Raw genomic sequence first — 26,327 nt, 5'->3', positions numbered from 1 at the left:
AGGGGAAAACGTTGATATGACAGTGTTTTCGAGGTCATCTACCCACAATCTACCCACAACTATAACAAACCATCCATAAGTTGATCTAATTTTTCAACTGCGGCGCGTTTTTTAGATTCGGTTACGTGCAAATAAACAGCCTCTGTTACTCCGTCTTTTTTATGACCAAGTAATTTTTTGATTGCTGGAAGTTCAACGCCTGCCTCCGCCATTAAGCTGGTGTAAGTATGACGTAAAGAATGTGGTGTAAGGGTTGTGGGCAATCCGGCTGCTTCTAACATTTCTTTCATAAAAGCATCGAATGTTCGAGTGGCAGCTGGCCAGCCTGGCAATAAGAGTTCATTTACAAATATAAATTCTGCTTCTTTGTAGTACTCATCTCTTCGAGACATCTTAAATTTATTTCTCCAGATTTCTTGATTCCTCAAAACCTTTATAACTGTTTCGGATACGTCAATTTTACGTATTGAGGATTTTGATTTTGGAGTGTTTAATTCAAATGAAATAATTCCGTGCCTCTGATACAAAGTTTTAGTGACAGAAATTTTTTTATTGATTTCATCTATGTCTGATATTTTTAGAGCACACAATTCACCAATCCGCATGCCGGTATAAGCCAACAAAAATAGGGCGTTAAACCCCTGGACGGACCCAGATTCTTTGGCTGTGCGTAATAGCAACGCCAATTGTTCTTTCTCCAAGTATTGAGGTAATTCAGAATTATTCTCAATATCTTCAACTGTTTCCTGAAATGCGGGGATTTCTGCTTCTTTAGTTGGATCATTCTTAATGACTTTCAAAGATACTGCTTTTCGAAACATAAGGCAACCTGCAGCATGAATGACATTTAGCGAGTTTTTAGAATAGCCTTTTGCTTTCAGTTCATTGAGCATAGTCTGATATATTAGCAAAGTTACTTCAAAAACTAAGAGCCCTCCAATTTTTTTGTTAATGATCTTGAGAGAATCACTTCTAATATCCACAGTCCGGTTTTTAACCTTTCCTGTAGAGGCGTATAGTACTAAGAATTTTTCACTCCATTCGGAAACTGTGATTTTACTTTCTTCAATGTAAGTGCCATTTCTTATTTCATCTTCAATTTTTAGCCCTGCATGATATGCTTCTCTCGCAGTTGGATAACTTGGTGTCTCTTTTTGGATTCGTTCACCCGTTTGGGGATCCGTTATATCATAACGATACGTATGCAGCCCATTCCTCGAGCGTACTTTAGGATATCTTCTTGCCAATAAAATCACCTCTTTGAGAATGTATGTTCGATTTTTATTGTATATAAAGCCCGAGTAATAGCATTAGATGCCTACTCGAACATCATAATCACTCCTAGAGGATCAAAACAAATTATGTAATCATGGTTAAACCTGTGAGAAAGACCATATCGTTCTAAATAAAAAGTCACTGCCTTGTCCAAAAAATGCTCGGTAACACCTATATATTCCGCAAATTCAAAACGGTTTCTAATTCCAGCCTTGAATGCACTAACGAATGCATTAAGTGGAACCAATCTTTGGTATGCCCATTTCTTTCCTAAAAGTTCTTGTTTAATGTGAACGATACTCTTTTGATCCAATATAATTCCAAATGATCGATGATGGTGTCCGATTTCTTCTGCAAGTATGCACTGTTTTTCAACAATTGTCTGAATAGATGAAGTGTTTAGGGTAATGACTCCGTCAATATACAGGCCTTTTAATTTAGGATTTTTAAAAGAGTGGCTTGTGACCTCAATCTCTGCTAGTTCTGCCTCGATTAGTAATTCCTCGAACAATGGCCTCACCCTTATTTACGTTTTGATTTTATGTATTTTGCATATTTCAAAATTTCTTGCAGTTCTTCTTCAGTGTAATCATCTCCATCAAAATGAGCAGCGATAGTGTAAGGTAATTCTCCATCAGAGATAACCATTCCATTGTCTTCAATGATATTGCTTTTTTTTAAATTAAACTTCTTAGCTATTTTTTCAATTGCTCCCATACGAGGTTCGGATATACCACTTTCCCAAGCTGACACGGCCTTATTGGTCACCTCTGCAATTTCTGCTAATTCTTGTTGAGTCAATCCGTAACGCTCACGCAGTATTTTGATATTATCGCTAATGCCCAATGTTATCACTCCAGAACTCTATTTTAAGTAGAAGTATAAACGGAATGGTGAAAAAAATCAATATGAGAGTCAAAATAAATTAGATTTTATTGTTGACAGTCTATTTTAAATAGACTAATATTCATGTATCGGCACCGAAGGGAGGGAGTCAGATGAAACTCACAGTTAAACAAGCCAGGCTGTTTTCTGGTAAGACTCAGCGTGAAATAGCTGAGATACTTGGTGTTCATGTTCAAACTTACATGAAATGGGAGAGGAAACCCGATGAAATGAGTGTCGGTACTGCAAAACAATTCTCCAGAATTGTAGAACAAGACTTTGAAAGTATTTTTTTTGACATTGAGTCTAATTTAAATAGACAAAATGGCGAAGGGAAGGTGAGTGAACTTGAAATCGCTCGATGATTATGGTTTGTCTCTTACAATAAAGCAACTCGCTGAAAGCCAAGGCATTTGTCAAAAGACGGCTCGAAAGTGGTGTCTAAAAGAGGGACTTGATAGTTACAAGGTTGGGAATACCCGCCGTGTCCGAACTGAGGTATTGATATCTTGGATACAGAAGAGAGAAGAAGATACAAGGCTCTCATCCAAATAATTACCTCTTCATCTTTGCCGGATAGTAAAAATTTATACACACCTTATCTATAAATCGTCTGAAAGGGACAATGCCATGAAAAAGAAGAGGTACCCCAACTTCGAAACTGTGTTGAAAAACTGTATTGACCGCGGATGCACACCAGAGCAGCTACAAGACTTCATCGACCGATCGCGCCGGCAGCATATGGATAACCCGGAAATGATCCGGATTATAAATGATTTGGAATTTTCGGTGCCGAATGAAAATATCTAAAGCTGCATTAATGAGTGCTGCCGAGAAGAAACGGGCTGATATTGAATTTAGCAGCGGATATGCTAGAGAGCTCGGCGACACTAAGTGGGTGCGTTGGGCAACGATGTATCAAAGACTGCAACAGAGAAAATTCCGCAAGAATGACCCGGAAGGGAAGTGACAACATGAATCAACTACAAGAATTCAATTTCGCGGGAAACAATGTTCGAGTAATTATGAAGTCGGACGTCCCATGGTGGGTTGCCAAAGATGTATGTTCCGTACTTGGAATTAACAAGCATCGGGATGCATTGACCCGGCTGGATGAAGATGAAAGGGGGTCGGTAGTAGTGGACACCCTTGGCGGCCCTCAAGAAGTAGGGGCTGTAAATGAATTTGGTCTTTATTCACTAATCATGTTAAGTCGGAAGCCTGAAGCAAAAAGCTTTAAACGATGGATCACACATTCAGTGTTGCCGGCCATACGCAAAACAGGCATGTATGCTGCTGACGAACTATTAGATAATCCGGATCTGCTTATTCAGGCGGCTACGAAGCTTAAGGAGGAACGGGCGGCCCGGAAGGCATTAGAGGCCAAGATTGACGAGGATCGGCCCAAGGTCGTGTTCGCAGAGGCTCTGGAAGTATCCAAGAACTCTGTACTGATTGGAGATTTGGCAAAGCTACTCCGACAGAACGGAATTGATATCGGAGAGATAAGGCTGTTTCGAGAGCTCCGGCAGCAAGGCTACCTAATCAAATCCGGCTCAGAATACAACATGCCGACTCAACGCTCAATGGAGCTGCAGATTATGGAAATCAAGATCGGGCAGCGCGGGAGTGCAAGTGAAGGAATGAAGGTAACACGGACACCGAAGATCACCGGCAAGGGGATTGGGTATTTTATCAATAAATTTATGGGATTCGAATCATAGGAGGGATTACATTGGGACTTCAAGTCGTACCAAATGCTTCACAAGGAGATAAACCCATCTGGGCTGATAAGATCACGATTCTGGTAAATGACCCGGCAACGGGCGAGGAGATCCGGAGGGAATTGCCAATCAGTTTCAGACAGAACATGCTGGGAACCTGGTTACAGGGGAACGATGAATTCGGAGATTCGCAGGCAATTGTATTCTTGACCTCATTTGGGCAGCAGCAGCTGAGCGAGATCATAGGCGTGGAACCTACGAGATTGGAGGGAGAAGCATGAATAGAAAAGACCGCGTAAGAGTATGCGGGAATTTGCAGAAGCTGATAGAGAAAGAAATAACTCCTCAATTACGCGAGCATTACCGCCGGCAGTATGTACGCACAGCATCCCGCATAAATGAAAAACAGCCCACCGGCTCCTACCCCGATGGACTGCACACGAACATAACAAATTCAATTACAGACAGTTTAACACAGTTTGGAGGCATGCGCAATGAATATGTCTCTTAACACCGAAGATGCGCTTATTAATATACCGTATCGGGAGTATGAGACTGGAGAAGAGTTAGTTACCCAGTGTCATAGGGATAATCTGCTTTGGGCAGTGATCTACAAAATGAGGCACGAACACAATCAAACGGTGCTCCGAGATAAGTTGGATCTCACAAGGGAGGAACGGCTTGTATTAGAACATGAGGATGTGCTGGTAAAGATTCGGGATAAAATCGACTACCTCTTTATCCATCATGTTGCAGGGATGGGGTATTTCCAAATGACCCCGGAACGCCACCGTTACAAGCAGCTTAAACTCCTACTCAAGATGGAGGAACCGAATCGGATTCCACTATTGGCCCCTCAAATTTGTAAAGGCTGCAGCAGTATTATCCCCGCAGGGAAAAGAGCTTTACGGGTGAGGGATGGCAATAAAAATGCGGTGTGCTGCGGTTATAACTGCTATGGCCTGATGCTGGCAGCCGGCGCAGCGAAACAAGATCATGGATCTTGAGAAGTACATTCAGGACGTCAAGGCGTTCCAGGCGCAGGCTGAGTTATTTGACGAGGATGCACCTGGAGCTATCCAAGAGAAGATTAAGGTTTTGACCAAGGCTCATACATTGGCGGGGCGTGTATCTGCTCAGATGGATGCCAATTACGCTAAAGTTTATGCCTTTCGAAAAATTACGTATGCAAAAGCTAAGGATGCAGCTAAACCCGGAGACAAAGCAAATCAAGCAGAGTTGGCAATTATTGATCTTCGCATGGCTGAAGCGCAGGCGAAGGGGCTTAAATCGTTCTGGAATAACGAATTCAAATCGATTGCCGAAACGCTCTATGAGCTCCGGCTGCGGGTTCGAGTGGATCTGCACACTTTAGGAGGTGGAGATTAGTATGAATAAATCTGACTCAACTCTACGAATAGTGGAACGGAATGAAATCCGGCGCAAGCTGAGAGATTTATATTCTCAACAGGATAATGAAATCATTGTTCATAGTCAGGCTTCTACGCGGATTGATAGAGAAATTTTCAGATTAAAGCAGAAGCTCGCTGAACTGGATCCAAAATCAATGGAAAGAAAACCGAATAATCTTAAACCGCGTACCCATTCATGCAAACCTGTAGAGAACTGCATCAATCCGAAGTGTCATAAGAGGATCGAACACGGGCAGCCGGCGGTCAAATATGGATTTTGGGGATTGTGTTGTAATTTCAAGTGCTTATCTGAAGCTATGGGAAGTAGTGAATTCAATGCATAGAAACTTTAGGATTCTCCCGGAATTTCCCGGAAATCGTCAGAACATCAAGGAAAGTAAAGGAAGCGTTGACGATGGCTGAGAAACGAATGATTTCAAAGGTGATTTCAATTTCTGAGAAAGTTAATGAGTTGCCTAGTATTTTTGACATGCTGCTATTCACTTGGATGATTCCACATACGGATGACTTCGGCCGGATGGCTGGATCACCTGGTAAGGTTAGGCATTTGGTGGTACCAATGCTTGATTGTACAAAGGAAGATGTGAGCACTTCGCTCCAGCGTTTACAGGCACAGGGCCTTATTCTTTGGTATGAAGCGGACGGCGAGCGAGTTGTTCAGATTCAACAATTTGAGAAACACCAACAGGGTTTACACAAGCGGACTCGTTCTAAGTTTCCCGACTTTCCGGGAAGTTCCGGGAATCACCCGGTAATTCCCTCTGAACTGAATAGAACTGAACTGAACTTAACTGAAGAGAACTTAACTGAAGGGAACGGAACAGAACAGAAAGGAACTGAACCCGGCTCCGAGGCTTCGCCCGGAACCGATGAAGATGATTACCTTTATGGTGGTGGTCCTCTTCCCCCGATCTCTGATGCGTTCAGGATGTTTGAAAATGAAGGATTCGGGACCATCAGTGATGTGATCAAAGATCAACTCGAAGATTTTATCAAGGATTACACTGAGCGCTGGCTCTGTGAAGCAATGAAAAAGGCTGTATTAGCCGGGAAACGAAATTTAGGTTACGTGCAGGGCATCCTCAAGCGCTGGAAGGCAGAGGGCATTGACGAACCGTGGACCAAGGATAAACCACCGGAGCAAACCAACAACAGGAATCACAGGGGCTACAGTGGCAAGCCGCACATTGAAATCGTCAAGCCTTCGACAGATGGGCCCACCCCTGAAGATATCGCTTTACAGAAAAAGCTAATGGCGGATCTTCAGGCCAAGAAAGAAGCAGAGGAGAGGCGCCGCCAAGAAGAACGGGATAGAGGGGAGGGGTATGACAGATGAGAAATCAGTGCTCAGTCCCTAGTTGCTGTAAGCCGGCATCCACTCATTGGGCGACAGTGCCCGTTTGCAGGGACTGCTGGAATGAAATCTGGTATGAGCAAACTGCTTACTATGCTGGTAAGCTGCTGCAGAGTGAACGTGAAACCTTCATACGGATTCGGCACAAAACTCCATTTTGGAAATACAACAAACGGAAACTGCTGCAGGAAGCATGATCTGCGGGAAGGGTGGTATTACATGGGCGTAAGAACAAGAAAGAAGCAGGGCCCCATCAGTCACGCGAATAGGGGGATGATTTTTGAGAGTCATATTGACCTCAGTAATGAAATGTACGATGCCATGAATAGGGCTGTCATCAATAAGCGTCCTACTCCGGTAAAGGTACTGGAGCGTAAAGGGCAATATATCACTTTGGCGGTATACGATAAAAAATCCACGGTGGATTATGACGGAGTTTACCGGGACCGCCGGATAGATTTTGAGGCAAAGGAAGTAGCGGACCTTACACGGCTGGACCTCAATAGGATTGAACGTCACCAGTATGAGCACCTGGAAAAATCGTATAACCATGGGTCAATCGCCTTTATACTTGTGAGCTTTGTACGCAATCGGAAAATGTATCTCCTGCCTTTTCCCGCCTTAAGAGTATTCAAGCAGGCATCACAGCGTCCAGGCGGACGTAAGAGCATTTCGATTGATGATTTTGAGATTGAGGGTTACGAGATTCGGAACGGTCGCGTTCCAGTAGATTATCTGGCTGCAGTTGACAAACTTTGGTTTTTGGCTAAAGCGTAGGGGCCGGATATGACCCGGGACCGCGCACCGCCGCACTCATAAATCGAACTGGTGTGCCTATAAAACCAAAAACAACCATACGGAGGTCAGACAGCATGAAGACAAATATCAATCTCAGTACATTAGCAGGTGGAGCGGTAGGGGAGCGGATTAACATTGAGCTGCAGAAGGTAGCTGAGAACGTCCAGGACCCGAATACCGACTGGAAGAAGGCCCGCAAGGTAGTGGTTACAATCACACTGAAGCCGGACGAGGAAAGGGAAATTGCCCTTGTGTCCGCAGATGTAAAAACCACATTGGCGCCGGCACACGGCATTGCTACCAAAATAATTTTCGGAGTCGAAAAAGACGGATCCACGGTAGCTGCAGAACTGGTTTCCGGAATGAAGAATCAAATGATGATTGATAATGACGGCGATCTCGCAGATGAATTGGGACAGAAAGTCGCAGGTTCGGAATCAGAAAGCAATGTTTCATACCTACAACGTAAATCACAGGAGGCTAAATAATTATGATTAAAGAAGCGCTGCAGTACATCGCCGGACTGGCAAGTCAGAAGACTCTTGAAATCCATGGACAGCAATATTCCAATCACTCATTGACGCTGCTGAAGCATCCAACTCCTTCGCCGCTGTCAATCCGCAGCCTTTCAGGATTTGTGGAATACCTCAAATCTCAGTACGATGCTCCGGGAAAACTTATGATTCACGTTGAAAGCCCGACCAAAGTTTCGGCGTTCAGTACATTCAATGACGATTCCGTTCGGTCCACTTTCGCTGTTGCTGACGCACTGCTGCCTTCCATCCGCTTTGACAGCTTTATGGATGTGGAGACCTTCAACATCATGCTGCAGTCTCTCTTCGTGCCTTCTGAAGTCCGTGCTTCTCTGCTGAAGGTTGTTGGTAATATCAAAGAGGAAAATGTCCAGAATACCGGTGATGACGGAGTCGCCCAGCAGATCACGGCAAAAACGGGCGTTGCGACTGTAGCAACGGTAACTGTTCCTAATCCGGTCACGTTGCTGCCGTATCGTACATTCGTTGAAGTGCAGCAACCGCAGTCACTCTTCGTCTTCCGGATGCGGAGCGGCCCAACTGCAGCCCTTATCGAAGCGGACGGCGGAGCTTGGAAGGTTGAAGCCATGGACACAATCAAAGCTTACTTGGAAAAAGAATTGAAGGATGAAATTGCTGCCGGTGACTTTGTAATCATCGCCTAATATCATACCGGGGCGGCTACGGCTGCCCCACCCTTAAAGGGGAGATTATCATGCCCGACCAAAAAGGGAGATACACCAAATATGAAATGATGGATACCGGAGCTGCCTGCTTTATACCGGACGCGCCGGGCGCATTAACTGGGCGGTGGTATGGTGAGCCCCCGATGGATGGAATCATCCTAACTCGAAGACGCTGCGCCGCGCTGGGAGCCCCAGTGCAGGAACGCGAGTATCCCGTAGCTTTTATATATCGAATTGAAATTAAGGACGATTACAGGTACGTACCCTTTTATCATAGACAGCCTGAACAATTAGAGCTGAAAAAGACTACACATTATGAAGACCGATGGTTAAAACGGCAAAGGCCGGTGACGACAACATGAAGGATTTCAGCTGGAGATTAGCCACCCTAAACGAGCTCTATGCCGTGATTCATGATCAAGGAGCTCAGATCATTTATAGACGGCAGGCAGCAGAGGAAATAAGCCGGCGGACCGGAAGAAGATATGCCTTAGTCAATTTCAAAATCAAGCCTAAATATTAAACCGACATCAGGAGGTGGAAGCCATGCCACCACATCAGACATTTTGGAAACCAGTGAAACAACCAAAGGAAAAGAAGTCTAGCGGCCTGGGGCGGGGCCGTAAAGATAAGGAACCCGTGCCCGAGCATAAGCAGAAGATTCTCGAAAATCACAAATCAGGCAAAAGTTATACTCAACGAAAAGAGTTCCCCCCTGCTGTTGTAAAGGAAGCGACAGAACGCTCTAAAGGCATTTGCCAATATTGCAAGAAGGCTCCGTGTCAAACAACCCACCATGTTTACGGGCGCGGCCGGGCTGGGAAAGGAGTTTTAACCAATGCTTACAGAGTCTGCGGGAATTGCCACATCCAGATTGAAGGCGATGATGAACTGAAAAATGAAATCATCGAAGAATATCGCATTCTGTACGGAGATTACTTCTGGTATGACGAACAGGACTGGGAAGAACACCGCCAGAAGCTGGCCGGCATTGAACGGGCGGAACGGGAGCGAGCAGAGCAGCGTCAGAAGCTTGCACCGGTTGTGGATCTGATATCAACGGCAGCCGGCCGGGGGTTAAAGGCAAATGAGATCCGCCTGATTGAAATGCTGCCGCCGAATGATCTGCAGATATTTACCGGACTCTTCACGGATGCTCTTAATGGCTACGCTGCGCAGGGAGCTTTTCACCCGCATGACCGATTTGAGGATTAGAAAAATCTTATAACAACGGAGATGGGCGTAAATGAGGACGGTCATTAAATTAAGGGATGATAACGGGCGGATCATCGGCACAGCCCGCCGGGAAGCAGACAAGACACTGCCTCAGATCATCGGCGAGATATCAATAGCAGTTGTGCTGGTCTGGATAGCCGTAGAGCTTGCAGAGCTGGCGGCAACGTTGCTGCAGCTGCTACAAAATATTTAGCCCCAGGGAGGGAACAGACATGCAGCATATCGTCTGCTACAGCGGCGGGGAGACATCTGGTATCGTGGCAGTCGAGGTTGTCGCCAGATACGGGCCTGAGAATGTAATCCTGATCAACCATGATATAAACCCTTGGGTCGAGCACTGGGACATCAAGCGATTCAAGACAGAGGTCGCTGATTATCTCTGCATCCCCATCACATACGCCAATATGGCCGGTTGGGACCAGAAAGACCAATTTGACGTTTGCATGGAGGCCAAGGCATTCAAAGTCGGCGTGCATCCACTCTGCACCAACCGGATAAAGACCGCACCATTTCATAAGTGGTTGGCCGACACCTTCCCAGCTACTCCGGGGAGCTGCCGGGAGGACGTGACAATCTATTACGGATTCGAGGCTGGAGAGACTGCCCGCGTGGAGCGCCGCCGAAGCATCTTGCAGGATAAGGGGTACCGGACCTGTTTCCCGCTGGCGGAGTGGCCGAACCTAATCGGAAGCACCCGGGACATAGGCATTGATCCCCCAGAGACTTACGAGGTTTGGAAGCACGCGAACTGCGCGGGTTGCCTGCGGGCGGGGCAGCAGCACTGGTATGTAGTCTACTGCCGGCGGCCGGACGTCTGGGCCAAAGCAAAGCACGCTGAAGAAGTGATAGGGTACAGCATCTTGCGAGTCAACAACAAGCCGATGTTTCTGCGGGAGATGGAACCGAAATTTGCGGCCATGCAGCAGCTCGGTATCCAGGCGGACGAAAAGACTCCGGCGGCGACCTTCTGGGCGGCTGCGCGAAAGATTCTCGGGGCGAAGCCGGTGGAGGACAAAGCAGGCTGCAGCTTTTAAATTAAGGGCATAGGCCCATAAGGAGAGATAAGTGATGAATGAAAAGAGCAGCCGGGAGATCCTGCGCGAAGTTTATGGCTATGAGGAGCATGTGCTTGCCGGATTGACTGACGAAGAGTGCACCGATCACCTGGAAGCAAACGAAATGTATCCAGAGGGTTAACCACTCTCTCCCCTATAAAGGAGCTGATAAGCAATGAGCATAGCCTTGAATGTATATGAGGTCACTTACCCGGGGGAAGCAGGCGAATATGAGTCGTATTCTGTTATCCGGAGCGGGTTAACTGCAGGGAAAGTGAAATATGCCGAGTATCTTGAATACTCAGATCCTTGGCCCGATACGACTTATATTGAATTTCTCAAGATGATTCGCTGCCGGAAGATAGGGCAGTCTCAGCCAAGGCCAGGAGAGGTCCTGCCGCCAGGCTTGCCATGGCTTGAGAAACGGATTGAAACGGCAAACCGGCTGATTCGTGAGATCGGCAGCCGCGGACGCAAGTTTCTATATCACGATAAAGAGAATCGATATTCAGAATTTCACTGGGCTGGCGGGAGGCTCTGGTACACAGATCATTATTCCGACATGCCTATGATTCTTGTGCCGGGAGCTGAAGGCAAAACCAATGAGCAGAAACATCGCTTCAGCAACGGTGGCACTATGTGGGGGCTGATAAACGATTTCCGGGATTATATCTTCGGGGATGAAGACGCCAACCACAACAACGGATACGGCGGCCTATATTGCCCGCACTGGGGTTATCCGGAAGAGGCCATCCGGCAGGTAGCCGTGGATCTGGGATATTTGAAACCAAGAGAGGCGGAATAGGCGTGACTGAGCAACTGGAGTTCTTCCCGCCCGAACCTGAGCCCGATCCCCTACCAGAACCACCTATAAATCCAATGGTTGGTGTCCATGGAGAGGGTCCTGTAGATGCAATCTGCAAGACTTGCCAGCATTTAGAGGCTTGGAAGTACGCAAAAACCTATTATAAGTGTGGCCTACGGGCGAATACTCACGGACGATCAACCGACCATCGGGTCCGCTGGCAGGCATGCGGGAAATATGAAAGCGAGGATGAGTCATGAAGGCTATAACCATAAAACAGCCTTGGGCAACGCTGATAATGCTCGGTGAAAAACGGTTTGAGACCCGGGGTTGGCAGACAAAGTATCGCGGTGAACTGGCGATCCATGCAGGCAAGCAGGTGGACCGTGATGCCTGCCTCGAACCTGAAATAAAAGCGGCATTAGTCAGGAACGGCATTTTAAGCATAAGCATGCTGCCCACTGGCTCTGTAATAGGTACGGTTACTCTCAAAGACTGCATTCGATCCGCTGAGACATGGACAGACGGATACATCCTTGAAAACGGAGAACTAGTATATTCGCCGGAATACGATTTTGGGGACTTCACCCCCGGACGTTTTGCCTGGGAGCTGGCAAACGTAAAGCAGTTGCCGGAGCCGGTTCCGGCTAAGGGAAAGCTCAGTCTATGGAACTGGGAAGGGGAAACAGGGTGAGGACGGCTGAAGAAACCATTGAATTACTCTTGCTGGGGATGGATAAGCGGCGTGAGTACCTTCGCAGGAAGCTCCGGAGGATTGAGGGGCGCGGCACACAGCCCCGGCGCGGGGGCGGGAGCGATCTAAACCGGCTCAAATACTCCGGGCGCGCCGGCATGTTATCGGAGCACGCAACCATTCACTGCATGCTGGAGGATATACGCAGCAGCCGCCTGCACCCGGACGATTTGTATAACGAGGAGGATGACACGGACGATGACTAACCAAATATCAGTTAAAGTATCGCGCCTACCGGAAGAAGCAATAACGGAGTTGGATGAACGAATTGACGAACTGTGGCGTGATGAAGGCGGAGATTATGAAACAGAAGAGTACATCACAGATGACATGATGACCACATTTAACCTGCTTACGATCGGATATGACGCCGCATGGACCGAGGTCGAGCGCTTATCAACTGCTTTAGAAGAGGCACAACACCGTATCGGAGATTTGGAAACAGGCCTGCGAGTGTCAGAACGAACCGGCATGAAATGGTATGACGAGTTAGCAGAGGCACAAAAGAACTACAAATACGCTGCAGAAGCATCAGAGATGGTCAACACTGCATTGAGTCATGTGGCTGAAGAAAGAAACGCATTGCGTCAAGAGATGGCAGAGGCACAACAGACCATATCCCGAATAGAAGCCGAGAACAGACGGCTGGGAAGTTTGGTCCCCGTTGTCAGTAGGGCAACAGAGTTAATGTCGTGGCGAGATCCCGGCGGAGGTAAGGGGCAGGCAGAAGCCTTACAAATCATTTATAGATGGGCATTGGAGAATCCCAGCCCTGAATATGCGATGGCTATAGGAAATATGGAGGATGCATGCTGCTCTAATCCTAACGTGCAGACCGTTAACAATAATCTTGTAACAAATACAACAGTCTGTATCAATTGCGGCAGGCTGTACCGGGAAGGGAGCGACAAGGCATGAACCAATTGCTTACAATTCTGAAAAAGCTTAAGGCCGGCAAGCGCGTGATGATCAAGGATCAGGTCCAGCGGCATGCTATCCTCGGTGTGCTGAATGCCTATCAAATCAAAACCTATGTGTCCGGCATCTTTGTTCAAACGGAGTGGCAGCCAGAGGAGGGTGCGCAGCCATGACACAGGTACAGACAACAATTTGCCCCCGAGAGAGGGCAGAGGCGGCATATATCACGCTACAAAGTATTAATTCGTAGTTGACGCAAACTGCACAGGAAGGAGTTAAAGGTATGGAAGCAGGAGATCCGGGTGAAGCGAAGTTTCTCGCCAGTCTGAAAAAGATGATTCGGACAGCGAACAATGCTGCTGAGCGTAAGAACTATCAGCATGGGCAGATAGAGTTAGGCGCTATTGCACGGGTAATGGATGCCCAAAGTATAGAATCTGTACCTCCGGGAGTAGAACGGGTAATAGGGGCTTATTATGAACGGGTGACCGGGCGCAAGGCATACTACTGAAGCATATTGTGCAGCTAAAGGAAGTGGAGACGGTGAATGGTAGTTGCGAACGTTGCGGTTATAGCCTCGGTTTTGAATCTGACGTTTGCGGTGTCTGCTTAGCTGAATTAGAGCTGGAACATCAGTATGAAGTCTATAGGCTTGTTTGCGCACTTAAAAGCATCCCCGCAGCAGACTATGACGCTTGGGTAGATGCTGATGAATAGTACGAAGACACAGGGACAGAGAGGGTATACAGCCCTCCTCTCCCACTAAGGGAGGGTACACATGATGGAAAACGAAGAATTGGAATTGAATTTTGAGACTGGTGAGATTAAGAGGGGCGAAACACTAATCATGACCCTTGATGAGTTGCTGTTTCTGCTGGACTCAGCCAATGAGTACAATGACATGTTCCCAATTGAGCAAAGTCAAGCATTCATGGCGGAATTGAGAGCGCGGATTGATCTTGGCTTTACGCCTGAACAGTTTGCCGAAATCAAGGGGCATTTGGAAGTTGGGGAGGAAGCCCAATGACACAAACACCGAGGGACTGGCAAAAGGATGAAGCACTCTTACAGCTCTGCCAAAGAACAGCAGCAGATGAAAATGAAAAGCACGTTCTAAGTATAGGTTTGCACTGGCTCCAAGAAGCCAAGACACTCCAGGAGATCGCTTCAGGCCGCGGCAGAGAAGCCCTGAGACTTAGCAAATTGCTGGGCGATCTCAACAATGAACTGACAGCATCGGAAGAACGTGCAGACGCAGCGGAGATTAACCGGGACAAAGCCTATAACATGATTGGTCACAAAGCCCAAGAGATTGCAGAGTTACGTACAGCACTAGGAGAGGCGGAGGCCCGGGAACAACGGCTGAAAGAGGCGATACAATCCGCGCACCTATCATTGACCTGGTGCAACACAGATAACCGAATTCCACACGCAGTATGGTATTTAGAACAGGTGTTATCCCTATACCCAGATACCCCAGCACAACCATGATAGAGATTGACGGCCGGAAGTATCGCGCCAGCAACTACCAGATTGACGGTAGCGGTCACAGAATTGCAGATGTGGAGTATTACCACCAAGACCGGGGCTGGCGCACTGTACGGAACTGGGACCGCATAGAACAAGTTGCAGCAGCCTTATGGCCGGACTTCGGATGGACGCAACGGAATTACAGTAAGCAATATGACGGACAAATGGAATGGGAATGGGATACCCCAGCACCCAAGGAGGGCGAATAGATCATGGATCAAGTTCAACGCTTTATCGCAGCAAATACGTTTCAGTTTGGCTATGTCATGCAGGAAGCAAGCCGCCAATGGATTGAAAAGGACCCCACAGGAGCATTAACGGTAGGCCCGTGTAACTTCTTTGTTGAAAAATCCGGAACTTATCACGAAATTCTCGACAAATTGGAGTTGATTGAAAAGGTTTGGCGTAACGGGAGTTTAGGTGATTTGGACGAAGCAATGCGCAAGTGTTTCGATGAAAATACGGGCAGCGAGGAAGGAGATAACCAATGACACCAGAAACGCCTGAACTAGCTCTAACACTGGATCAATATAAAGCAGTCATGCAGGAGATATGGAAGAATCACCGTTGGGGACATTCTGGCTTCGATCATAGCAAATATATCAAATACATCCGGCCACACTGGGATATGCGGGATGGGATGTGTTTCTCAATTCAGTTCGATCCGGGAAAGAAAGTATTTAATTCTGGTTACGGGGAAACGCAGCCAATGTATGACCGCATAATGAACTGGCTTAATGAGCCACTGGAGGAATCTTAGTAATGACACTCACAAGGGAAGAGATACTGGCACTAACCTCCGGATCGCAGCTCAGCGCTCTGGTAGCTGAAATTGTAATGGAGTATGTGTGGATAGCGCCTAAATATGCTGGAGAGCAAGGATACTGGTGGAGTCCGAAAAGTTGCAAGGAAGTGTTCATCTTCAATCCATCAAAGGACATATCCGCAGCATGGGAAGTAGCAGACGAGTTAAAGATTGCAATAATACCGCAGTCTTCATCTGCGCCGGATAATTTAAAATATCTAGCGCGAGCAGAATGGGACTTTAGACAAAAAGAAATCGATGTATTTGCAGCAACGGCGCCAGAAGCAATCAGCAAGGTGGCACTATTGATGGTATTGAAACTTTAACGGCCGTCAGGTCTCCATATCGACTGAATCAGCTCAGCGTAGCGGAGGCCGACACAGGTCGGCAATTAACTTATAAGGGGGCTGAGACCGCGGATGATTAAATACTGCGATCACTGCAAATGGGATGAATTAACTCAAAGCAAAGCAATACCGGATGATAAAACGGTTGATGATTTGAATAATTGTCCGGTATGCGATGGGGAGTTATCTGAGGCTGAGGATTTTAACGCGATTCCATAAATGAGGGGCATAGACCCCAAAGGGAGAAGATAACAGATGGAAAAAGTATTGATTAAATGTGCTGCTTGCGAAAAAGAGACACAGGCTCTCTATGATGGACGGTTTGCAACATGTGGGGCATGCGGATACGTAAACGAAGCTGTTCAATACTCATGGATGGAAGGCATGTCAAATAAATACTGCGGCGTGTTTAAGCATGAGGACGCCGTGAGATACCTCAATGACAAGGAAAAGGCGGATTTCAATCACCTTTGCAACAAAATTGAATTGAGTCGAAAACGGGACGGAAAGCGCGGGGTTAACGCATATCTGGTCATCAACGTGGATGAACCGTATGCGGAGCAAGTAGCTGATATTTTGAAACGCCACGGCCATTGGGGCTAAACCATTAGGTATAAGGGGGAGAAGAGGATGAGCGAAATAACCGTTAACTACGTCACACAAAGATCGCATTGCAAATGCTGCGAACAGAGGCTACTACAGGTTGAAACTAGCAAGGTCAAACAGTTTACGATTAAAACGGAAGATGTAACGGATTGGGCTGAAAATGAAATGTGGGAGAGTGCATATGCCAGCCCCGAAGAATTTAACGAAATGGTCAGTGAATTTACAAATGAAACTATCCAATTCTTCGCGGCCGATATGTATGACCACGTTGTCATAGAAAAAACGGAACGGGATAGAGTGAATGAGTTTATCACACGAGAAGTTTTGCATCAGGCCGAAGGCCATCGTCCGGCAGAATAATCCCAGCGCAGCGGGGGCCGGGGTAAGGTTTAATAGCCATCTGGCTCCCCATAAAGAAAGGAACAACAAACCTATGATCAATTGGATCAAACAGATATTTTGCAAACACGACTATCAGTTGCACATCAAAAAGGCTAAATTTGTTGATCTCAATGGCACCAGAGTATATGAGGTATGTACAAAATGCGGGAAAGTTCAGGGGTCTCATTTTTGGAATGACCTTTGATCAACCTACCAGGGGAGGAAGACAGACCATGAAACTGATAGACGCAGATAAGCAGAAAGAATGGATCAAAAAGGAATTGTCGGATATACCGGTACATTTCACAACAAGCTTTGATCGTGGACGGCACGCAGCGTTGATGGCATTACTAAATTCAACAGAGGCCGGCACCTTTGACCCCACACCACCAGTACAGCCAGACACCGAGGAGGGAAGTTAAATGTTAGAGGTAGGAGCTATTTACAAATGCAGCGATGGCAATATAAGAAAACTTAACAAGATCGAGGATGATTATCTGCATTACTCGGTACCAATAGGAGACAAAGGCAAATGGCAGTGGATGAATCTGGGTAGAACATATCGATGGCAAGCGGAACCTTTCTTTTTGGGAGGAAAGATAATTGATCAGAGTGAGGTGGAATCCTAATGATCCCTCCACTTAAACCCATACCCAACTATCCAGGATTCAGTGTATCGCAGGACGGAGTCGTCTACAGCAGCCGCCAGGATCGCCGAAAGGGTTTCCCGAAGTTGGTCAAAGTAAATCCCCGCGGAAAAGTGGCCCTGACTGGCCCGGGATACCAAAAGGTCCGAGACCCGATGGAGATTGCCCGCGAAGTTTGGAAACTCAACTAGAATCAACAGGAGGCTATAACAGGTGGGTAAATGGAAATATGGAATGACGAATAAAGCCAATGAGGAAGCCGGCGGTGGGCAGGGAGTCATCAAGAAATCGCAGCTAACAACGGAAGAACGTGCTGAATTGGATTTAAGATGTCCGCCACCTACAGGTAAAGCAGCCGAGAGACCATTTGTAATCAGGGGGACGATTGAATGACATGGTATGCCTATCAAGCACGAGATGCGCTGAAAGCTGGACACAGGCATTTTAATCTCCACGGAGGTAGCGTGGCCGAGGTTTTGAAGTTCGGAGATAATTGGGTCCGTTACAAGACTCCAGCAATGAGACTATTTATGAGCACCAATATGCGGGTCTTTGGATTTTCCGTAGAAAGCATTCATGTCCCTGAAGACACCAAAAAAAGCCCTGAATCAACATCAGGGCAATAAGCAGCAACTTTTATCCTCCACAATTATACCACAGAGGAGAATGAGGATGAAAACAGCACAGAACACCACGCCAGAGCAGCACGTTACGGACTTAGGCCCAGCAACCGCATTGAACTATCAACTCTCCTTAAAGGGCGCTGAACGGGCATACAGAAAGGCTGATGCTGATGATAAAAAGGTAATCTCCGGAATGAAATCAGATTGCGAGTTTGTGATTGAGTGGTTGAACACCGGCCGGCGACCGGGTAACAAACGCGGAATTGAGCGGCGGGCGGCATATCAACGAGAAAAACTAATGGATCCACTAAAAATGCAGGCTTTTGTTCAGAAAAGTAATGCAGGTAGTCCTAGCAATTTGAGTGATTGGGAAAGATTCCAAATTGAAGATGCACTATCTAGATTGACTATTAGAGAGCGGGAATGTTATGTATTAGCTCATGGTGAATGTTTTTCGCTAAATGAAATTGCTAATCTACTGAATATTTCGAAAGGTACTGTTGAGACTTATGTAGTAAGAGCGCAAGAGAAAATATCAAAAGAATTGAGTACTAGCCTATTCCTTTGGGAATAGGTTTTTTTATATATTATTTTTTTGAAAAATAAGGTATTATAATCCAAATGAAATAAGGGGAGTGTCTCATTGCTAAGAATAGATCATTGTGATAATACTGAAGAAGGTTTAACGCTGAAAAAAATGGCTGATACTAGGACTAAGCTTGTCTCGACTTTAAGAGATCAACACATGATTGACGAAGAGACTTTTGCTTTGTTTTTAAAGAAAAATAATGCTGTTACACGTTATGCATCTTGTACAGAAGAAGAATTTATTTTAAGTAAAAGACAATATGATAATTTAGAATTGAGCTATAAACATTTATATGCTCATAGTCGAGTTAACCTTTCAAACCATATTTTGTTAAAATATCTCGATTTTGTTCAACTACAAGAACCTACAAGATTTAAAACTCTTGTACTAAATAGTCAAGGCATTGCTGATGAAGTTTGGGATCGAAAAGTTGATACAGAGGCAAAATTCTTAGAAATGATTTTTAATAATACCTATCAAAGTTCTAATGGCGTATTGGTTATTGATATGTATACAAAATTCCATCCTTGTGAAAGCTGTTTAGGTGTAATGGAGCAATTTATCGAAGAAATGAAAAAATATAATGTCAATGCAATTCTTAACGTGTATTATGAAATAAAACCTTCGAAAATTAACCGATTGAGAAAGGGGCAAACAGTATTATGAAGTTGAGCTTAAATGCGTTAGGTTCGGCTGTCAGAACCTTATTTAAAGAATATAACTCGGAAGATAAGGCCAGTGTTCGCTCTTCATCGGAGAGAATAATTGACGATTATGAAGAGATAATTGACATGAGTCGAGCGTGCGAATTTATTATTTATTCCACCCTACTGAACTTGGTTAAAAATGAAGAAATGTTTGATGGTCAATTTGAATTGCAGCATGATTTACAAGTTGCGACTCAAACCATATATAAGGAGTTCAATTCTGAAGACTTAAAAGTATTGGAGAGAAAAGAGATTTTTTTGGGTACCAGCGAAGAAGGTAAATCTCTTCAGATGGTTTAAATAAAAGCCGCCTAAATCAGGCGGCTTTTATTGTCTTACGTGTGCCACCTATATATAGGAGGAACCTATAAATGGTTATACTCTTATAGTTAATTGCGTATAAAACTGACTGACACTCTTATGGGTGGTAAGCGCGAAGCGCAGACAACGGGATGAAGATGGGGCACACGCCATAATTATCATATGGAAATTGTTGTGAATGTCTGTTAATATGTATTTGCCACTAAGATCTTGCGTTAATTAGTTGCCTCAAAATCAGAGACGGTATTGAGGAATCGGTCAGCGAACTAGGAGGACTTTGTCATGCTATCAAGGTTACCTTTGTTATTAGAGGTCTTTGGTAATGTGCCAATGAAAAAGTGTCAATAGGTCGAATTTGTTTTAGCGCACGTCACACATATGCAGTTAAAAACAGAACGCTGACCAAAACAGGGAAAGACCTGGAGTTGCACCTCCAGGTCTTTTTCTTTTTGCGGAAAATATAAAGTTGTTGTCTATGCCAAGGCATAATACTTTAATGCGAATGCAAAATTCAGCCTATGAAGCTAACTCTTTTAAACACACTAGAGACGGGTGCGTGGTTAAAAGATAAAGATACCCACGGCCATACAGGCAACACTTCGGCTAAATACCTTGCGCAATGCACCCTTAAAGCTAATTGTAAGTAAAGACTATTTCTTAAAGAATTTGATGACTTCTACAACGATGCCAACGACACCGAGGGCCAAACTAAGAATCTCAAAACGCGTCAAAAGGAGCCTCTTTCCGGCTGCAGCAAAACGCATGCTTTTTGGCACCATGGAAATTATATCATCTATTACCAATTGTGAATATATCATTTTATGCCGCATAAGCTCACGGTTGATTGAACTCAACAAAAAAAGGAATATGCCGCCTTTTGTTGAATTAGTTGGCGGGAGGCGATTTTAATGAGCAAAGTCCAAAAATTGAAGGAACTTTTACCCAAAAAAACTGTTGTTGACGGAAATAGGACATGGTACAGAGCAGATGGAATTAAACTTGTGCCATTTACTAGGCTTACAGTTTTTTATTAAAGAAGAAAGTATTGTGTTTCTTGAATGGAATAAGATGCTGGACTTAACAGAAGAAGATATCTTAGATATAACAGAAGATAATTGTGTAACCATACGCACAAGGGATGCAGAAGGACCTCTTGAAATCATGTTAGATATTTGAGTCGCCATTAGGCGGCTTTTTATCTACTCCTTTGCTCAGACCAAATGCAGGATTTATCTTCCATACGCCGAATTATGGTGGTGGGAGGTGCTATATGGCACAATATGATGTTGAAGAGTTGAAAAAGTGGTCGAAAGAACTCACTGAAAAAATTGAGGCTGCTGAAAAGAAATCCGATTTGTTGAATGAAGAAATGAACAAGCTTAATACACGGTATCAAATTTTGAGTACAGTTAGTGCGAGGTTAGCGGGGAAAACGGATGAGTTTGAGGCATTTCAGAAAGCTCATCTTGAACCAGCAAAATCGGCATTGGATCAAAAGAAATCTGAACTAGATGAGGTTGATAGCGCTAATTGGAAAGATAGTTATTACCTTGATAAAATTCTCTCGGAAATTAATAAACATATTTAATAAGAAAGTCGTAGTAGCCACTCTCTCATAGGGTGGCTTTTTCTATGCCCAAATGAAACGTAATGAAAGGGTGGTCGCTGTGGACTTCCGCATGAACTTCAACCAATACGTAAAGGTCAGGCTTACCGAGGTCGGGATGAACATTCTTCAGAAACGTCATGAGGAAGTCGAGCAATATTATTTGGAACGTACAGGTCAAAACATGATCGGGCCATTCGCGGCTAAGACAGACGAAGAAGGGTATACCCGACTTCAGTTACGAGAAGTGATGGAAAAGATAGGGCCTCACATCGGCTTGGGTAAACCATTGCCATTCGAAGGCCAAATGATATTTTTGGGCGGAGATCCAGAAAGAAAAGAGAACCCAGAATACCAAGTGGGTGATCGCGTCCTTGTTGAAGCGAAGATCACCGAAGTTGATGAAGGTATTGGTGACGTTAAAGTAAAGGTCGGCACCGCAGAAGTGTGGCTTCGTGAGACCCAAGTGGTATGCAGGTAACAATCCCATAATCTAAACCCCAAAAGCCCATGAGGTGACGGCGAAGTAAGGTACATGGGTAAGCAGGAAATAACTTCCTTTGTGTCGAAATATGATGTCGAAGGGAGGTGGTCGAAATGGTAAAAGTGAAGATATTTTCACAATACAAAGAAAGTAAATTAGAAGAACAATTAAATGAGTTTGTTAATGAGTTACAGAGAAAAGATATAATTGATATAAAATTCAATGCATCAAGTACAAAGGGTCACGATGATGGTGAATTATTTACCGCGCTAGTTATTTATGAAGGATAGAAGCTAAACTAAAACACCCTTAGGGGTGTTTTTTTTAATGTTTCGAATATGGGGGTGGTGAAATGTAGTGGGAAAGAAGAGAGACCCGAAGAGGGCCGAAGCAGAACAACTATGGATTGAGAGTGGCGGTAAGAGAGACATCGTTGATATAGCCGCCAGCCTTGGAGTGCCAGACGGTACGGTTCGGGGCTGGAAGAGTAAAGACAACTGGCAAGCCGCCCTGAATGGCGAGAAGGAACCAAAGCCGCCGGGAAAGTCCAAGAAAAGCAAACGGAACGTTCCAGAAATAAATACGGAACGTTCCAATCAGCAGCGGAACGTTCCAATCCGGGAGCAGCCTCCGCCGGCGAAAGATGAACCGGATACAGGTGAACCAGATGAAGAAGGGTTGACCCCGAAACAGCGGATTTTCATTCTTGAGTACCTGAGAACCTTTAATGCAACTGGAGCGGCAATCGCTGCTGGCTACTCAAAGAAGACCGCTTATGCCATCGGCTGGGAAAACCTCAGGAAACCTGAGATACAGGCGGCCATCAAGCAGGCCAAGGAACAATACACCGAGGAGCTGGGGCTGGACATTAAGCGGATCATTGCGGAGTGGATGAAAATCGCATTCGCTGACACAGGAGATTACGTCAATTTTGGCAGCCGAGACTTCCCTCTTCACAACAAAAAGGGTGATCCAATCATAGGCAAAGACGGAGAACCGATGACGGGCACCCAGAATTTTGTGAACCTGGTCAATTCTGATGTGATAGACACCAGCATCATTTCAGAGGTGAAGGAAGGCAAAGACGGTTTCAGCGTGAAGCTCTACAACAAGATTGAAGCGCTGAAGCAGCTTGAGAAGTATACCGACTATATGGATGAAGAAACCCGCCTGAAAATCCGCAAAGCGCAGCTAGAGATTGAGAAAATTGAAGGCGGCGGTAACGGTGAAGCACAAGCCTGGGTAACTGCATTGATGGATGTTGCCGAGAAGCGGAAGGCTATGGTGATGAACGATGAGCGCTAAGCCTTATAACGTTATTTCAACTATGGCGGCCCTGGTTGATCTATATTGGGACGAGCCGGCTGCATTTGCAGAGGATATGCTTGATTTCGATGCGGACACATGGCAACTGGCTGTGATGTACGATGTGGCTCACTCGCGTTTTGTAACAGTGCGTTCCGGTCAAGGTGTAGGGAAGACCGCGCTGGAAGCGGCATTAGTCATTTGGTTCTTGTGTTGCCGGCCCAATTCCCGGGTAGTGTGTACCGCTCCTACTCGCCAGCAGCTCCATGATGTACTTTGGTCCGAGGTGGCGAAGTGGCTGGAGCGCTCAAAGGTCAAAAACCTTCTGAAATGGACCAAGACCAAGATTTATATGATCGGCCAGGAGAAGCGCTGGTTTGCTACAGCTCGGACAGCAACGAAGCCGGAGAACATGCAGGGCTTCCACGAAGACCATATGTTGTTCATAGTGGACGAAGCTTCCGGCGTCAAAGATGATATCATGGAAGCCATATTCGGTACTCTAACTGGTGATGACAATAAGCTGCTTATGTGTGGCAACCCCACGCGGACAAGCGGTTTTTTTTATGACAGTCATCATAAGGATAGAGGAACCTATAGGGCACATCGAGTATCAAGCCGTAACAGCAAGCGGACCAATAAGAAAAATATTGAGATGCTTGAGAATAAATATGGTAAAGACAGCGATGTGGTCCGTGTCCGGGCAGACGGAGAGTTTCCGAGATCAGAACCGGATACTTTCATTCCTTTGGAGCTTGCGGAGACCGCGGCGGCCAGAGAAGTATATGTTCAGATTCTTGATGAAGACACCGGGACTTGGGAATCTAGCATTCCTGAAACAGCAGAAATAGAAATTGGGGTAGACGTTGCCCGCTTCGGTGATGATGAGACCACAATTATTCCCCGGATCGGGGCGCTGGTTCCGTATATCCGTCATTATTCCAAAAATGATACGATGGTTACCGCCGGATGGGTAATAATCACAGCCAAGGAGTGTATGCAGCAATTCGGGCGCCCTCGCTGCACTGTGAAGATTGATGATGATGGTGTTGGCGGCGGCGTGACAGACCGAGTGAGAGAGGTTGTTCGAGAAGAAGGCCTAAATATCACCGTGGTAGATTGCCACAATGGCGGAAAGGCCCTTGATGCTGAACATTACGAGAACTGGGGTACTGAAGCGTGGGCAACGGTCCGGGACCTGCTGCAAGCAGAGGATATCCAGATTCCAAATGATGAGGATCTGATAGGCCAGCTTTCAACCCGGAAATATACCGTAACCAGCAAGGGGAAAATCATTCTTGAATCAAAGAAGGAAATGAAAAAGCGTGGTCTCCGGTCTCCTGACCGAGCGGATGCGCTTATTTTGGCGTTTGCAAAAACAGGAGCTGTAATTGATCCGGCTGCTGCATCAATACTGGGAGGAGGTAGGGTATATGGCTAGATGGCGTTTGGTAGATCGAGCGGTAGGCGAAATGTCTAAACTGCGGCAGGGTATGGCAGGCCTTTGGGGAGTCATTACCGGCACGCTGGGCGGTACGTACAGGCTTGACTCCAGCCGTGTAGACTATGCCAAAGCCCGTGCGCTTTACGACAACACCGAGGAGAATTATAAGCTGGGAGCGGGATTTGCTAAGAAAGTGGTTAACGCTACAGTGGGCTACATCGGATTACCTGAGTTTAAATCGAAGGATGAAGAAGCCCAGATGATTGTTAATGACTTCCTGAAAAAGAATGAATCCAAGGCCCAGCGGACACACCTCAATGCTATTAAAGAGGGAGACTGTTTCGTTTGGCTTACCCGCGAGAAGAAAGTTTCTAAGCTTTATCCAGAGAAGGAATCCCGGTTAGTATATAACATCATCCCTCCGGAACAGGTCAAGCGGATTGATAAGGACCCGCTTACTGGAGAAGTGATACAGTATGTGCTGGAAGCGGACCATACATGGTATGACGAAGACGGGACAAAGAAGCAATGTAAGATTAAGCAAAGGCTCACAGTAGAGAATCGAATTATCGAAGTTGAAGGTGACCAGCCGCCTAGCCTGCAACCAGGTGAACATGATAATCCGTGGGGCTTCATCCCTATTATTCATTTCAAAAATGACGGTGACGAAACAACCGAATTCGGCAAGAGTGATCTGGAATCTGTAGAACCGTTCTTGAAGGTATATCATGATGTATTCCTTGCTGCTATTCAAGGATCCAAAATGCACAGCACGCCTCGGTTAAAGCTTAAACTGAAAGATGTTCCTAGCTTCCTTCTTAATAATTTTGGGATTAGTGACACGAAGAAGTTTGCTGCTGAAGGTGGAAGAATTGATTTACACGGTAAGGAGCTTCTGATCTTCCAGGGGGAAGAGGATGCTTCCTTTATTGAAGCGAAGTCCGCCACAGGTGATGCAACAGCGCTACTCGAATTCGTATTCTACTGCATCGTATCCGCTTCAGAAACACCGGAGTTTATCTTTGGAGTGCATACGCCGTCCAGCTTGTCCAGTGTCAAAGAGCAGATGCCTATCTTTATCCAAAAGGTAGAGCGGAAGCGGAAGTCCTTTACGGACTCCTGGCAGCTTCTGGCCCGCATGGTGCTGTCTATGACTTCGCAGGCTGAAGTAACTACATTTTCCACCTATGAAACTTCGCTTGTATGGGAAACAGTGGATCAGCGGGACTCTAAGGATGTTGCCGAAGAGTTGAAAATAATTGTAGAAGCTCTTGATAAGGCACTTGCCGGCGGGCTGATCAGTGAGCAGGCTGCTGTTGAATATCTCTCCTACTGGGTAGATACGATGCACCCATATGATGGAGACGATGAGAAAATAGAGTATGAGAAGGACCGTATTTTAAAGACGAAGTTGCTCTTAAGGCGTTTGGAGGATGGGCAGCTCTTTGAGGCAGAACAGAAGGAGGCGGTGTAACC

General features: G+C 45.8%; 50 protein-coding genes. 47 read left to right on the top strand and 3 right to left on the bottom strand.

Annotated features, from left to right (window positions below; genetic code table 11):
• Positions 1-59 precede the first annotated feature (59 nt).
• The 3 genes from NSU14_RS25315 to NSU14_RS25305 form a co-directional block, all read right to left on the bottom strand.
• Positions 60-1,247 carry a tyrosine-type recombinase/integrase gene (locus NSU14_RS25315; protein WP_340947694.1) on the bottom strand — a complete coding sequence of 396 codons (1,188 nt, stop codon included), beginning with the start codon at positions 1,245-1,247 and terminating at the stop codon, positions 60-62.
• Positions 1,248-1,318: 71 nt separating this feature from the next.
• Positions 1,319-1,786 carry an ImmA/IrrE family metallo-endopeptidase gene (locus NSU14_RS25310; RefSeq protein WP_340947693.1) on the bottom strand — a complete coding sequence of 156 codons (468 nt, stop codon included), beginning with the start codon at positions 1,784-1,786 and terminating at the stop codon, positions 1,319-1,321.
• Positions 1,787-1,797: 11 nt separating this feature from the next.
• The gene (locus NSU14_RS25305; RefSeq protein ID WP_340947692.1) at positions 1,798-2,121 is read right to left on the bottom strand and encodes a helix-turn-helix transcriptional regulator; all 324 of its coding nucleotides are present in this window, start codon (positions 2,119-2,121) and stop codon (positions 1,798-1,800) included.
• A 152-nt stretch (positions 2,122-2,273) separates the two neighbouring features.
• On the opposite strand from NSU14_RS25305, the gene NSU14_RS25300 reads away from it, so the two are divergent.
• The 47 genes from NSU14_RS25300 (at position 2,274) to NSU14_RS25075 (ending at position 26,325) form a co-directional block, all read left to right on the top strand.
• Complete coding sequence (locus NSU14_RS25300) at positions 2,274-2,525, top strand: helix-turn-helix transcriptional regulator (protein ID WP_340947691.1); 252 nt, start codon at positions 2,274-2,276, stop codon at positions 2,523-2,525.
• Positions 2,503-2,715: a helix-turn-helix domain-containing protein gene (locus tag NSU14_RS36045; protein WP_445670062.1), complete on the top strand. Its 213-nt coding sequence runs from the start codon at positions 2,503-2,505 to the stop codon at positions 2,713-2,715. The genes NSU14_RS25300 and NSU14_RS36045 overlap by 23 nt, the downstream gene beginning before the upstream one ends.
• A 241-nt stretch (positions 2,716-2,956) precedes the next feature.
• On the top strand, positions 2,957-3,130 hold the full coding sequence (locus NSU14_RS25295) for a hypothetical protein (protein WP_340947689.1): 174 nt from the start codon (positions 2,957-2,959) through the stop codon (positions 3,128-3,130).
• On the top strand, positions 3,111-3,884 hold the full coding sequence (locus NSU14_RS25290; RefSeq protein WP_340947687.1) for a phage antirepressor KilAC domain-containing protein: 774 nt from the start codon (positions 3,111-3,113) through the stop codon (positions 3,882-3,884). Before NSU14_RS25295 ends, NSU14_RS25290 begins: the two co-directional genes overlap by 20 nt.
• An 11-nt stretch (positions 3,885-3,895) precedes the next feature.
• Positions 3,896-4,165, top strand: coding sequence for a hypothetical protein (locus tag NSU14_RS25285; protein ID WP_340947686.1), 270 nt, complete (start codon positions 3,896-3,898; stop codon positions 4,163-4,165).
• Positions 4,162-4,395 carry a hypothetical protein gene (locus NSU14_RS25280; RefSeq protein WP_340947685.1) on the top strand — a complete coding sequence of 78 codons (234 nt, stop codon included), beginning with the start codon at positions 4,162-4,164 and terminating at the stop codon, positions 4,393-4,395. The genes NSU14_RS25285 and NSU14_RS25280 overlap by 4 nt, the downstream gene beginning before the upstream one ends.
• Positions 4,379-4,891, top strand: a complete 513-nt coding sequence (locus NSU14_RS25275) for a hypothetical protein (protein ID WP_340947684.1) — start codon at positions 4,379-4,381, stop codon at positions 4,889-4,891. The genes NSU14_RS25280 and NSU14_RS25275 overlap by 17 nt, the downstream gene beginning before the upstream one ends.
• Positions 4,881-5,273, top strand: a complete 393-nt coding sequence (locus NSU14_RS25270; protein ID WP_340947683.1) for a hypothetical protein — start codon at positions 4,881-4,883, stop codon at positions 5,271-5,273. Before NSU14_RS25275 ends, NSU14_RS25270 begins: the two co-directional genes overlap by 11 nt.
• A 1-nt stretch (position 5,274) precedes the next feature.
• Positions 5,275-5,640 carry a hypothetical protein gene (locus NSU14_RS25265; protein ID WP_340947682.1) on the top strand — a complete coding sequence of 122 codons (366 nt, stop codon included), beginning with the start codon at positions 5,275-5,277 and terminating at the stop codon, positions 5,638-5,640.
• A 71-nt stretch (positions 5,641-5,711) separates the two neighbouring features.
• A complete protein-coding gene (locus NSU14_RS25260; protein ID WP_340947681.1) occupies positions 5,712-6,653 on the top strand; it encodes a DnaD domain-containing protein in 942 nt (313 codons plus the stop codon).
• Between the two features lie 237 nt (positions 6,654-6,890).
• Positions 6,891-7,448, top strand: a complete 558-nt coding sequence (locus NSU14_RS25255; RefSeq protein ID WP_340947680.1) for a Holliday junction resolvase RecU — start codon at positions 6,891-6,893, stop codon at positions 7,446-7,448.
• Between the two features lie 95 nt (positions 7,449-7,543).
• Positions 7,544-7,957: a replication terminator protein gene (locus NSU14_RS25250; protein WP_340947679.1), complete on the top strand. Its 414-nt coding sequence runs from the start codon at positions 7,544-7,546 to the stop codon at positions 7,955-7,957.
• 2 nt (positions 7,958-7,959) lie between these two features.
• Positions 7,960-8,667, top strand: a complete 708-nt coding sequence (locus NSU14_RS25245; protein WP_340947677.1) for a hypothetical protein — start codon at positions 7,960-7,962, stop codon at positions 8,665-8,667.
• Between the two features lie 346 nt (positions 8,668-9,013).
• Entirely contained in the window at positions 9,014-9,211 is a 198-nt protein-coding gene (locus NSU14_RS25240; RefSeq protein WP_340947676.1) for a hypothetical protein, read from the top strand.
• Positions 9,212-9,234: 23 nt separating this feature from the next.
• Positions 9,235-9,903, top strand: coding sequence for an HNH endonuclease (locus NSU14_RS25235; protein WP_340947674.1), 669 nt, complete (start codon positions 9,235-9,237; stop codon positions 9,901-9,903).
• A gap of 31 nt (positions 9,904-9,934) precedes the next feature.
• A complete protein-coding gene (locus NSU14_RS25230) occupies positions 9,935-10,117 on the top strand; it encodes a hypothetical protein (RefSeq protein ID WP_340947673.1) in 183 nt (60 codons plus the stop codon).
• A 19-nt stretch (positions 10,118-10,136) separates the two neighbouring features.
• Positions 10,137-10,958: a hypothetical protein gene (locus NSU14_RS25225; RefSeq protein ID WP_340947671.1), complete on the top strand. Its 822-nt coding sequence runs from the start codon at positions 10,137-10,139 to the stop codon at positions 10,956-10,958.
• A gap of 34 nt (positions 10,959-10,992) precedes the next feature.
• A complete protein-coding gene (locus NSU14_RS25220; RefSeq protein WP_340947670.1) occupies positions 10,993-11,121 on the top strand; it encodes a hypothetical protein in 129 nt (42 codons plus the stop codon).
• Between the two features lie 33 nt (positions 11,122-11,154).
• A complete protein-coding gene (locus NSU14_RS25215; RefSeq protein WP_340947669.1) occupies positions 11,155-11,784 on the top strand; it encodes a hypothetical protein in 630 nt (209 codons plus the stop codon).
• Between the two features lie 256 nt (positions 11,785-12,040).
• Positions 12,041-12,478, top strand: coding sequence for an ASCH domain-containing protein (locus NSU14_RS25210; protein ID WP_340947667.1), 438 nt, complete (start codon positions 12,041-12,043; stop codon positions 12,476-12,478).
• Entirely contained in the window at positions 12,475-12,744 is a 270-nt protein-coding gene (locus NSU14_RS25205; RefSeq protein ID WP_340947665.1) for a hypothetical protein, read from the top strand. Before NSU14_RS25210 ends, NSU14_RS25205 begins: the two co-directional genes overlap by 4 nt.
• On the top strand, positions 12,737-13,456 hold the full coding sequence (locus NSU14_RS25200; RefSeq protein ID WP_340947663.1) for a hypothetical protein: 720 nt from the start codon (positions 12,737-12,739) through the stop codon (positions 13,454-13,456). The genes NSU14_RS25205 and NSU14_RS25200 overlap by 8 nt, the downstream gene beginning before the upstream one ends.
• Positions 13,453-13,629, top strand: coding sequence for a hypothetical protein (locus tag NSU14_RS25195; RefSeq protein WP_340947662.1), 177 nt, complete (start codon positions 13,453-13,455; stop codon positions 13,627-13,629). The genes NSU14_RS25200 and NSU14_RS25195 overlap by 4 nt, the downstream gene beginning before the upstream one ends.
• A 110-nt stretch (positions 13,630-13,739) precedes the next feature.
• Positions 13,740-13,967 (top strand): hypothetical protein, encoded by a 228-nt coding sequence (locus NSU14_RS25190; protein ID WP_076242905.1) that lies wholly within the window; start codon positions 13,740-13,742, stop codon positions 13,965-13,967.
• A 267-nt stretch (positions 13,968-14,234) separates the two neighbouring features.
• On the top strand, positions 14,235-14,483 hold the full coding sequence (locus tag NSU14_RS25185; protein WP_340947660.1) for a hypothetical protein: 249 nt from the start codon (positions 14,235-14,237) through the stop codon (positions 14,481-14,483).
• Positions 14,480-14,947, top strand: coding sequence for a hypothetical protein (locus NSU14_RS25180; RefSeq protein WP_340947658.1), 468 nt, complete (start codon positions 14,480-14,482; stop codon positions 14,945-14,947). Before NSU14_RS25185 ends, NSU14_RS25180 begins: the two co-directional genes overlap by 4 nt.
• Positions 14,944-15,195 (top strand): hypothetical protein, encoded by a 252-nt coding sequence (locus NSU14_RS25175; protein WP_340947657.1) that lies wholly within the window; start codon positions 14,944-14,946, stop codon positions 15,193-15,195. The genes NSU14_RS25180 and NSU14_RS25175 overlap by 4 nt, the downstream gene beginning before the upstream one ends.
• Before the next feature lie 3 nt (positions 15,196-15,198).
• Complete coding sequence (locus NSU14_RS25170; protein WP_340947656.1) at positions 15,199-15,477, top strand: hypothetical protein; 279 nt, start codon at positions 15,199-15,201, stop codon at positions 15,475-15,477.
• Positions 15,474-15,746 (top strand): hypothetical protein, encoded by a 273-nt coding sequence (locus NSU14_RS25165; RefSeq protein ID WP_340947654.1) that lies wholly within the window; start codon positions 15,474-15,476, stop codon positions 15,744-15,746. The genes NSU14_RS25170 and NSU14_RS25165 overlap by 4 nt, the downstream gene beginning before the upstream one ends.
• 2 nt (positions 15,747-15,748) lie before the next feature.
• Entirely contained in the window at positions 15,749-16,117 is a 369-nt protein-coding gene (locus NSU14_RS25160) for a BC1872 family protein (RefSeq protein WP_340947652.1), read from the top strand.
• A gap of 93 nt (positions 16,118-16,210) precedes the next feature.
• Positions 16,211-16,357 (top strand): hypothetical protein, encoded by a 147-nt coding sequence (locus NSU14_RS25155; protein WP_340947651.1) that lies wholly within the window; start codon positions 16,211-16,213, stop codon positions 16,355-16,357.
• 36 nt (positions 16,358-16,393) lie between these two features.
• Complete coding sequence (locus NSU14_RS25150; RefSeq protein WP_340947648.1) at positions 16,394-16,741, top strand: hypothetical protein; 348 nt, start codon at positions 16,394-16,396, stop codon at positions 16,739-16,741.
• A gap of 27 nt (positions 16,742-16,768) precedes the next feature.
• Positions 16,769-17,104 carry a hypothetical protein gene (locus NSU14_RS25145; RefSeq protein ID WP_340947647.1) on the top strand — a complete coding sequence of 112 codons (336 nt, stop codon included), beginning with the start codon at positions 16,769-16,771 and terminating at the stop codon, positions 17,102-17,104.
• A 254-nt stretch (positions 17,105-17,358) separates the two neighbouring features.
• Entirely contained in the window at positions 17,359-17,547 is a 189-nt protein-coding gene (locus NSU14_RS25140) for a hypothetical protein (RefSeq protein WP_340947646.1), read from the top strand.
• The gene (locus tag NSU14_RS25135) at positions 17,548-17,754 is read left to right on the top strand and encodes a hypothetical protein (protein WP_340947645.1); all 207 of its coding nucleotides are present in this window, start codon (positions 17,548-17,550) and stop codon (positions 17,752-17,754) included. It abuts the gene before it with no gap.
• Between the two features lie 231 nt (positions 17,755-17,985).
• Complete coding sequence (locus NSU14_RS25130; RefSeq protein ID WP_340947644.1) at positions 17,986-18,165, top strand: hypothetical protein; 180 nt, start codon at positions 17,986-17,988, stop codon at positions 18,163-18,165.
• A complete protein-coding gene (locus tag NSU14_RS25125; RefSeq protein WP_340947643.1) occupies positions 18,162-18,398 on the top strand; it encodes a hypothetical protein in 237 nt (78 codons plus the stop codon). Before NSU14_RS25130 ends, NSU14_RS25125 begins: the two co-directional genes overlap by 4 nt.
• A gap of 46 nt (positions 18,399-18,444) precedes the next feature.
• A complete protein-coding gene (locus NSU14_RS25120) occupies positions 18,445-18,969 on the top strand; it encodes a sigma factor-like helix-turn-helix DNA-binding protein (RefSeq protein WP_340947642.1) in 525 nt (174 codons plus the stop codon).
• 69 nt (positions 18,970-19,038) lie between these two features.
• The gene (locus NSU14_RS25115; RefSeq protein ID WP_340947641.1) at positions 19,039-19,650 is read left to right on the top strand and encodes a deaminase domain-containing protein; all 612 of its coding nucleotides are present in this window, start codon (positions 19,039-19,041) and stop codon (positions 19,648-19,650) included.
• A complete protein-coding gene (locus NSU14_RS25110) occupies positions 19,647-19,991 on the top strand; it encodes a hypothetical protein (protein WP_340947639.1) in 345 nt (114 codons plus the stop codon). Before NSU14_RS25115 ends, NSU14_RS25110 begins: the two co-directional genes overlap by 4 nt.
• Before the next feature lie 978 nt (positions 19,992-20,969).
• The gene (locus NSU14_RS25105) at positions 20,970-21,188 is read left to right on the top strand and encodes a hypothetical protein (RefSeq protein WP_340947638.1); all 219 of its coding nucleotides are present in this window, start codon (positions 20,970-20,972) and stop codon (positions 21,186-21,188) included.
• Between the two features lie 94 nt (positions 21,189-21,282).
• Positions 21,283-21,600 carry a hypothetical protein gene (locus NSU14_RS25100; protein ID WP_340947637.1) on the top strand — a complete coding sequence of 106 codons (318 nt, stop codon included), beginning with the start codon at positions 21,283-21,285 and terminating at the stop codon, positions 21,598-21,600.
• A 91-nt stretch (positions 21,601-21,691) separates the two neighbouring features.
• Positions 21,692-22,099, top strand: coding sequence for a hypothetical protein (locus NSU14_RS25095; RefSeq protein WP_340947636.1), 408 nt, complete (start codon positions 21,692-21,694; stop codon positions 22,097-22,099).
• Positions 22,100-22,215: 116 nt separating this feature from the next.
• Complete coding sequence (locus NSU14_RS25090) at positions 22,216-22,392, top strand: sporulation protein Cse60 (protein WP_340947635.1); 177 nt, start codon at positions 22,216-22,218, stop codon at positions 22,390-22,392.
• A gap of 67 nt (positions 22,393-22,459) precedes the next feature.
• Positions 22,460-23,407 (top strand): terminase small subunit, encoded by a 948-nt coding sequence (locus tag NSU14_RS25085; RefSeq protein ID WP_340947633.1) that lies wholly within the window; start codon positions 22,460-22,462, stop codon positions 23,405-23,407.
• Positions 23,397-24,848 carry a phage terminase large subunit gene (locus NSU14_RS25080; RefSeq protein ID WP_340947631.1) on the top strand — a complete coding sequence of 484 codons (1,452 nt, stop codon included), beginning with the start codon at positions 23,397-23,399 and terminating at the stop codon, positions 24,846-24,848. Before NSU14_RS25085 ends, NSU14_RS25080 begins: the two co-directional genes overlap by 11 nt.
• On the top strand, positions 24,841-26,325 hold the full coding sequence (locus tag NSU14_RS25075) for a phage portal protein (protein WP_340947629.1): 1,485 nt from the start codon (positions 24,841-24,843) through the stop codon (positions 26,323-26,325). The genes NSU14_RS25080 and NSU14_RS25075 overlap by 8 nt, the downstream gene beginning before the upstream one ends.
• Positions 26,326-26,327 lie beyond the last annotated feature (2 nt).

It is taken from the genome of Paenibacillus sp. FSL R10-2771, assembly GCF_038000205.1.
GTDB lineage: Bacteria > Bacillota > Bacilli > Paenibacillales > Paenibacillaceae > Paenibacillus_AQ > Paenibacillus_AQ phytohabitans.
This window is presented reverse-complemented; position numbering and strand designations above follow the sequence as displayed.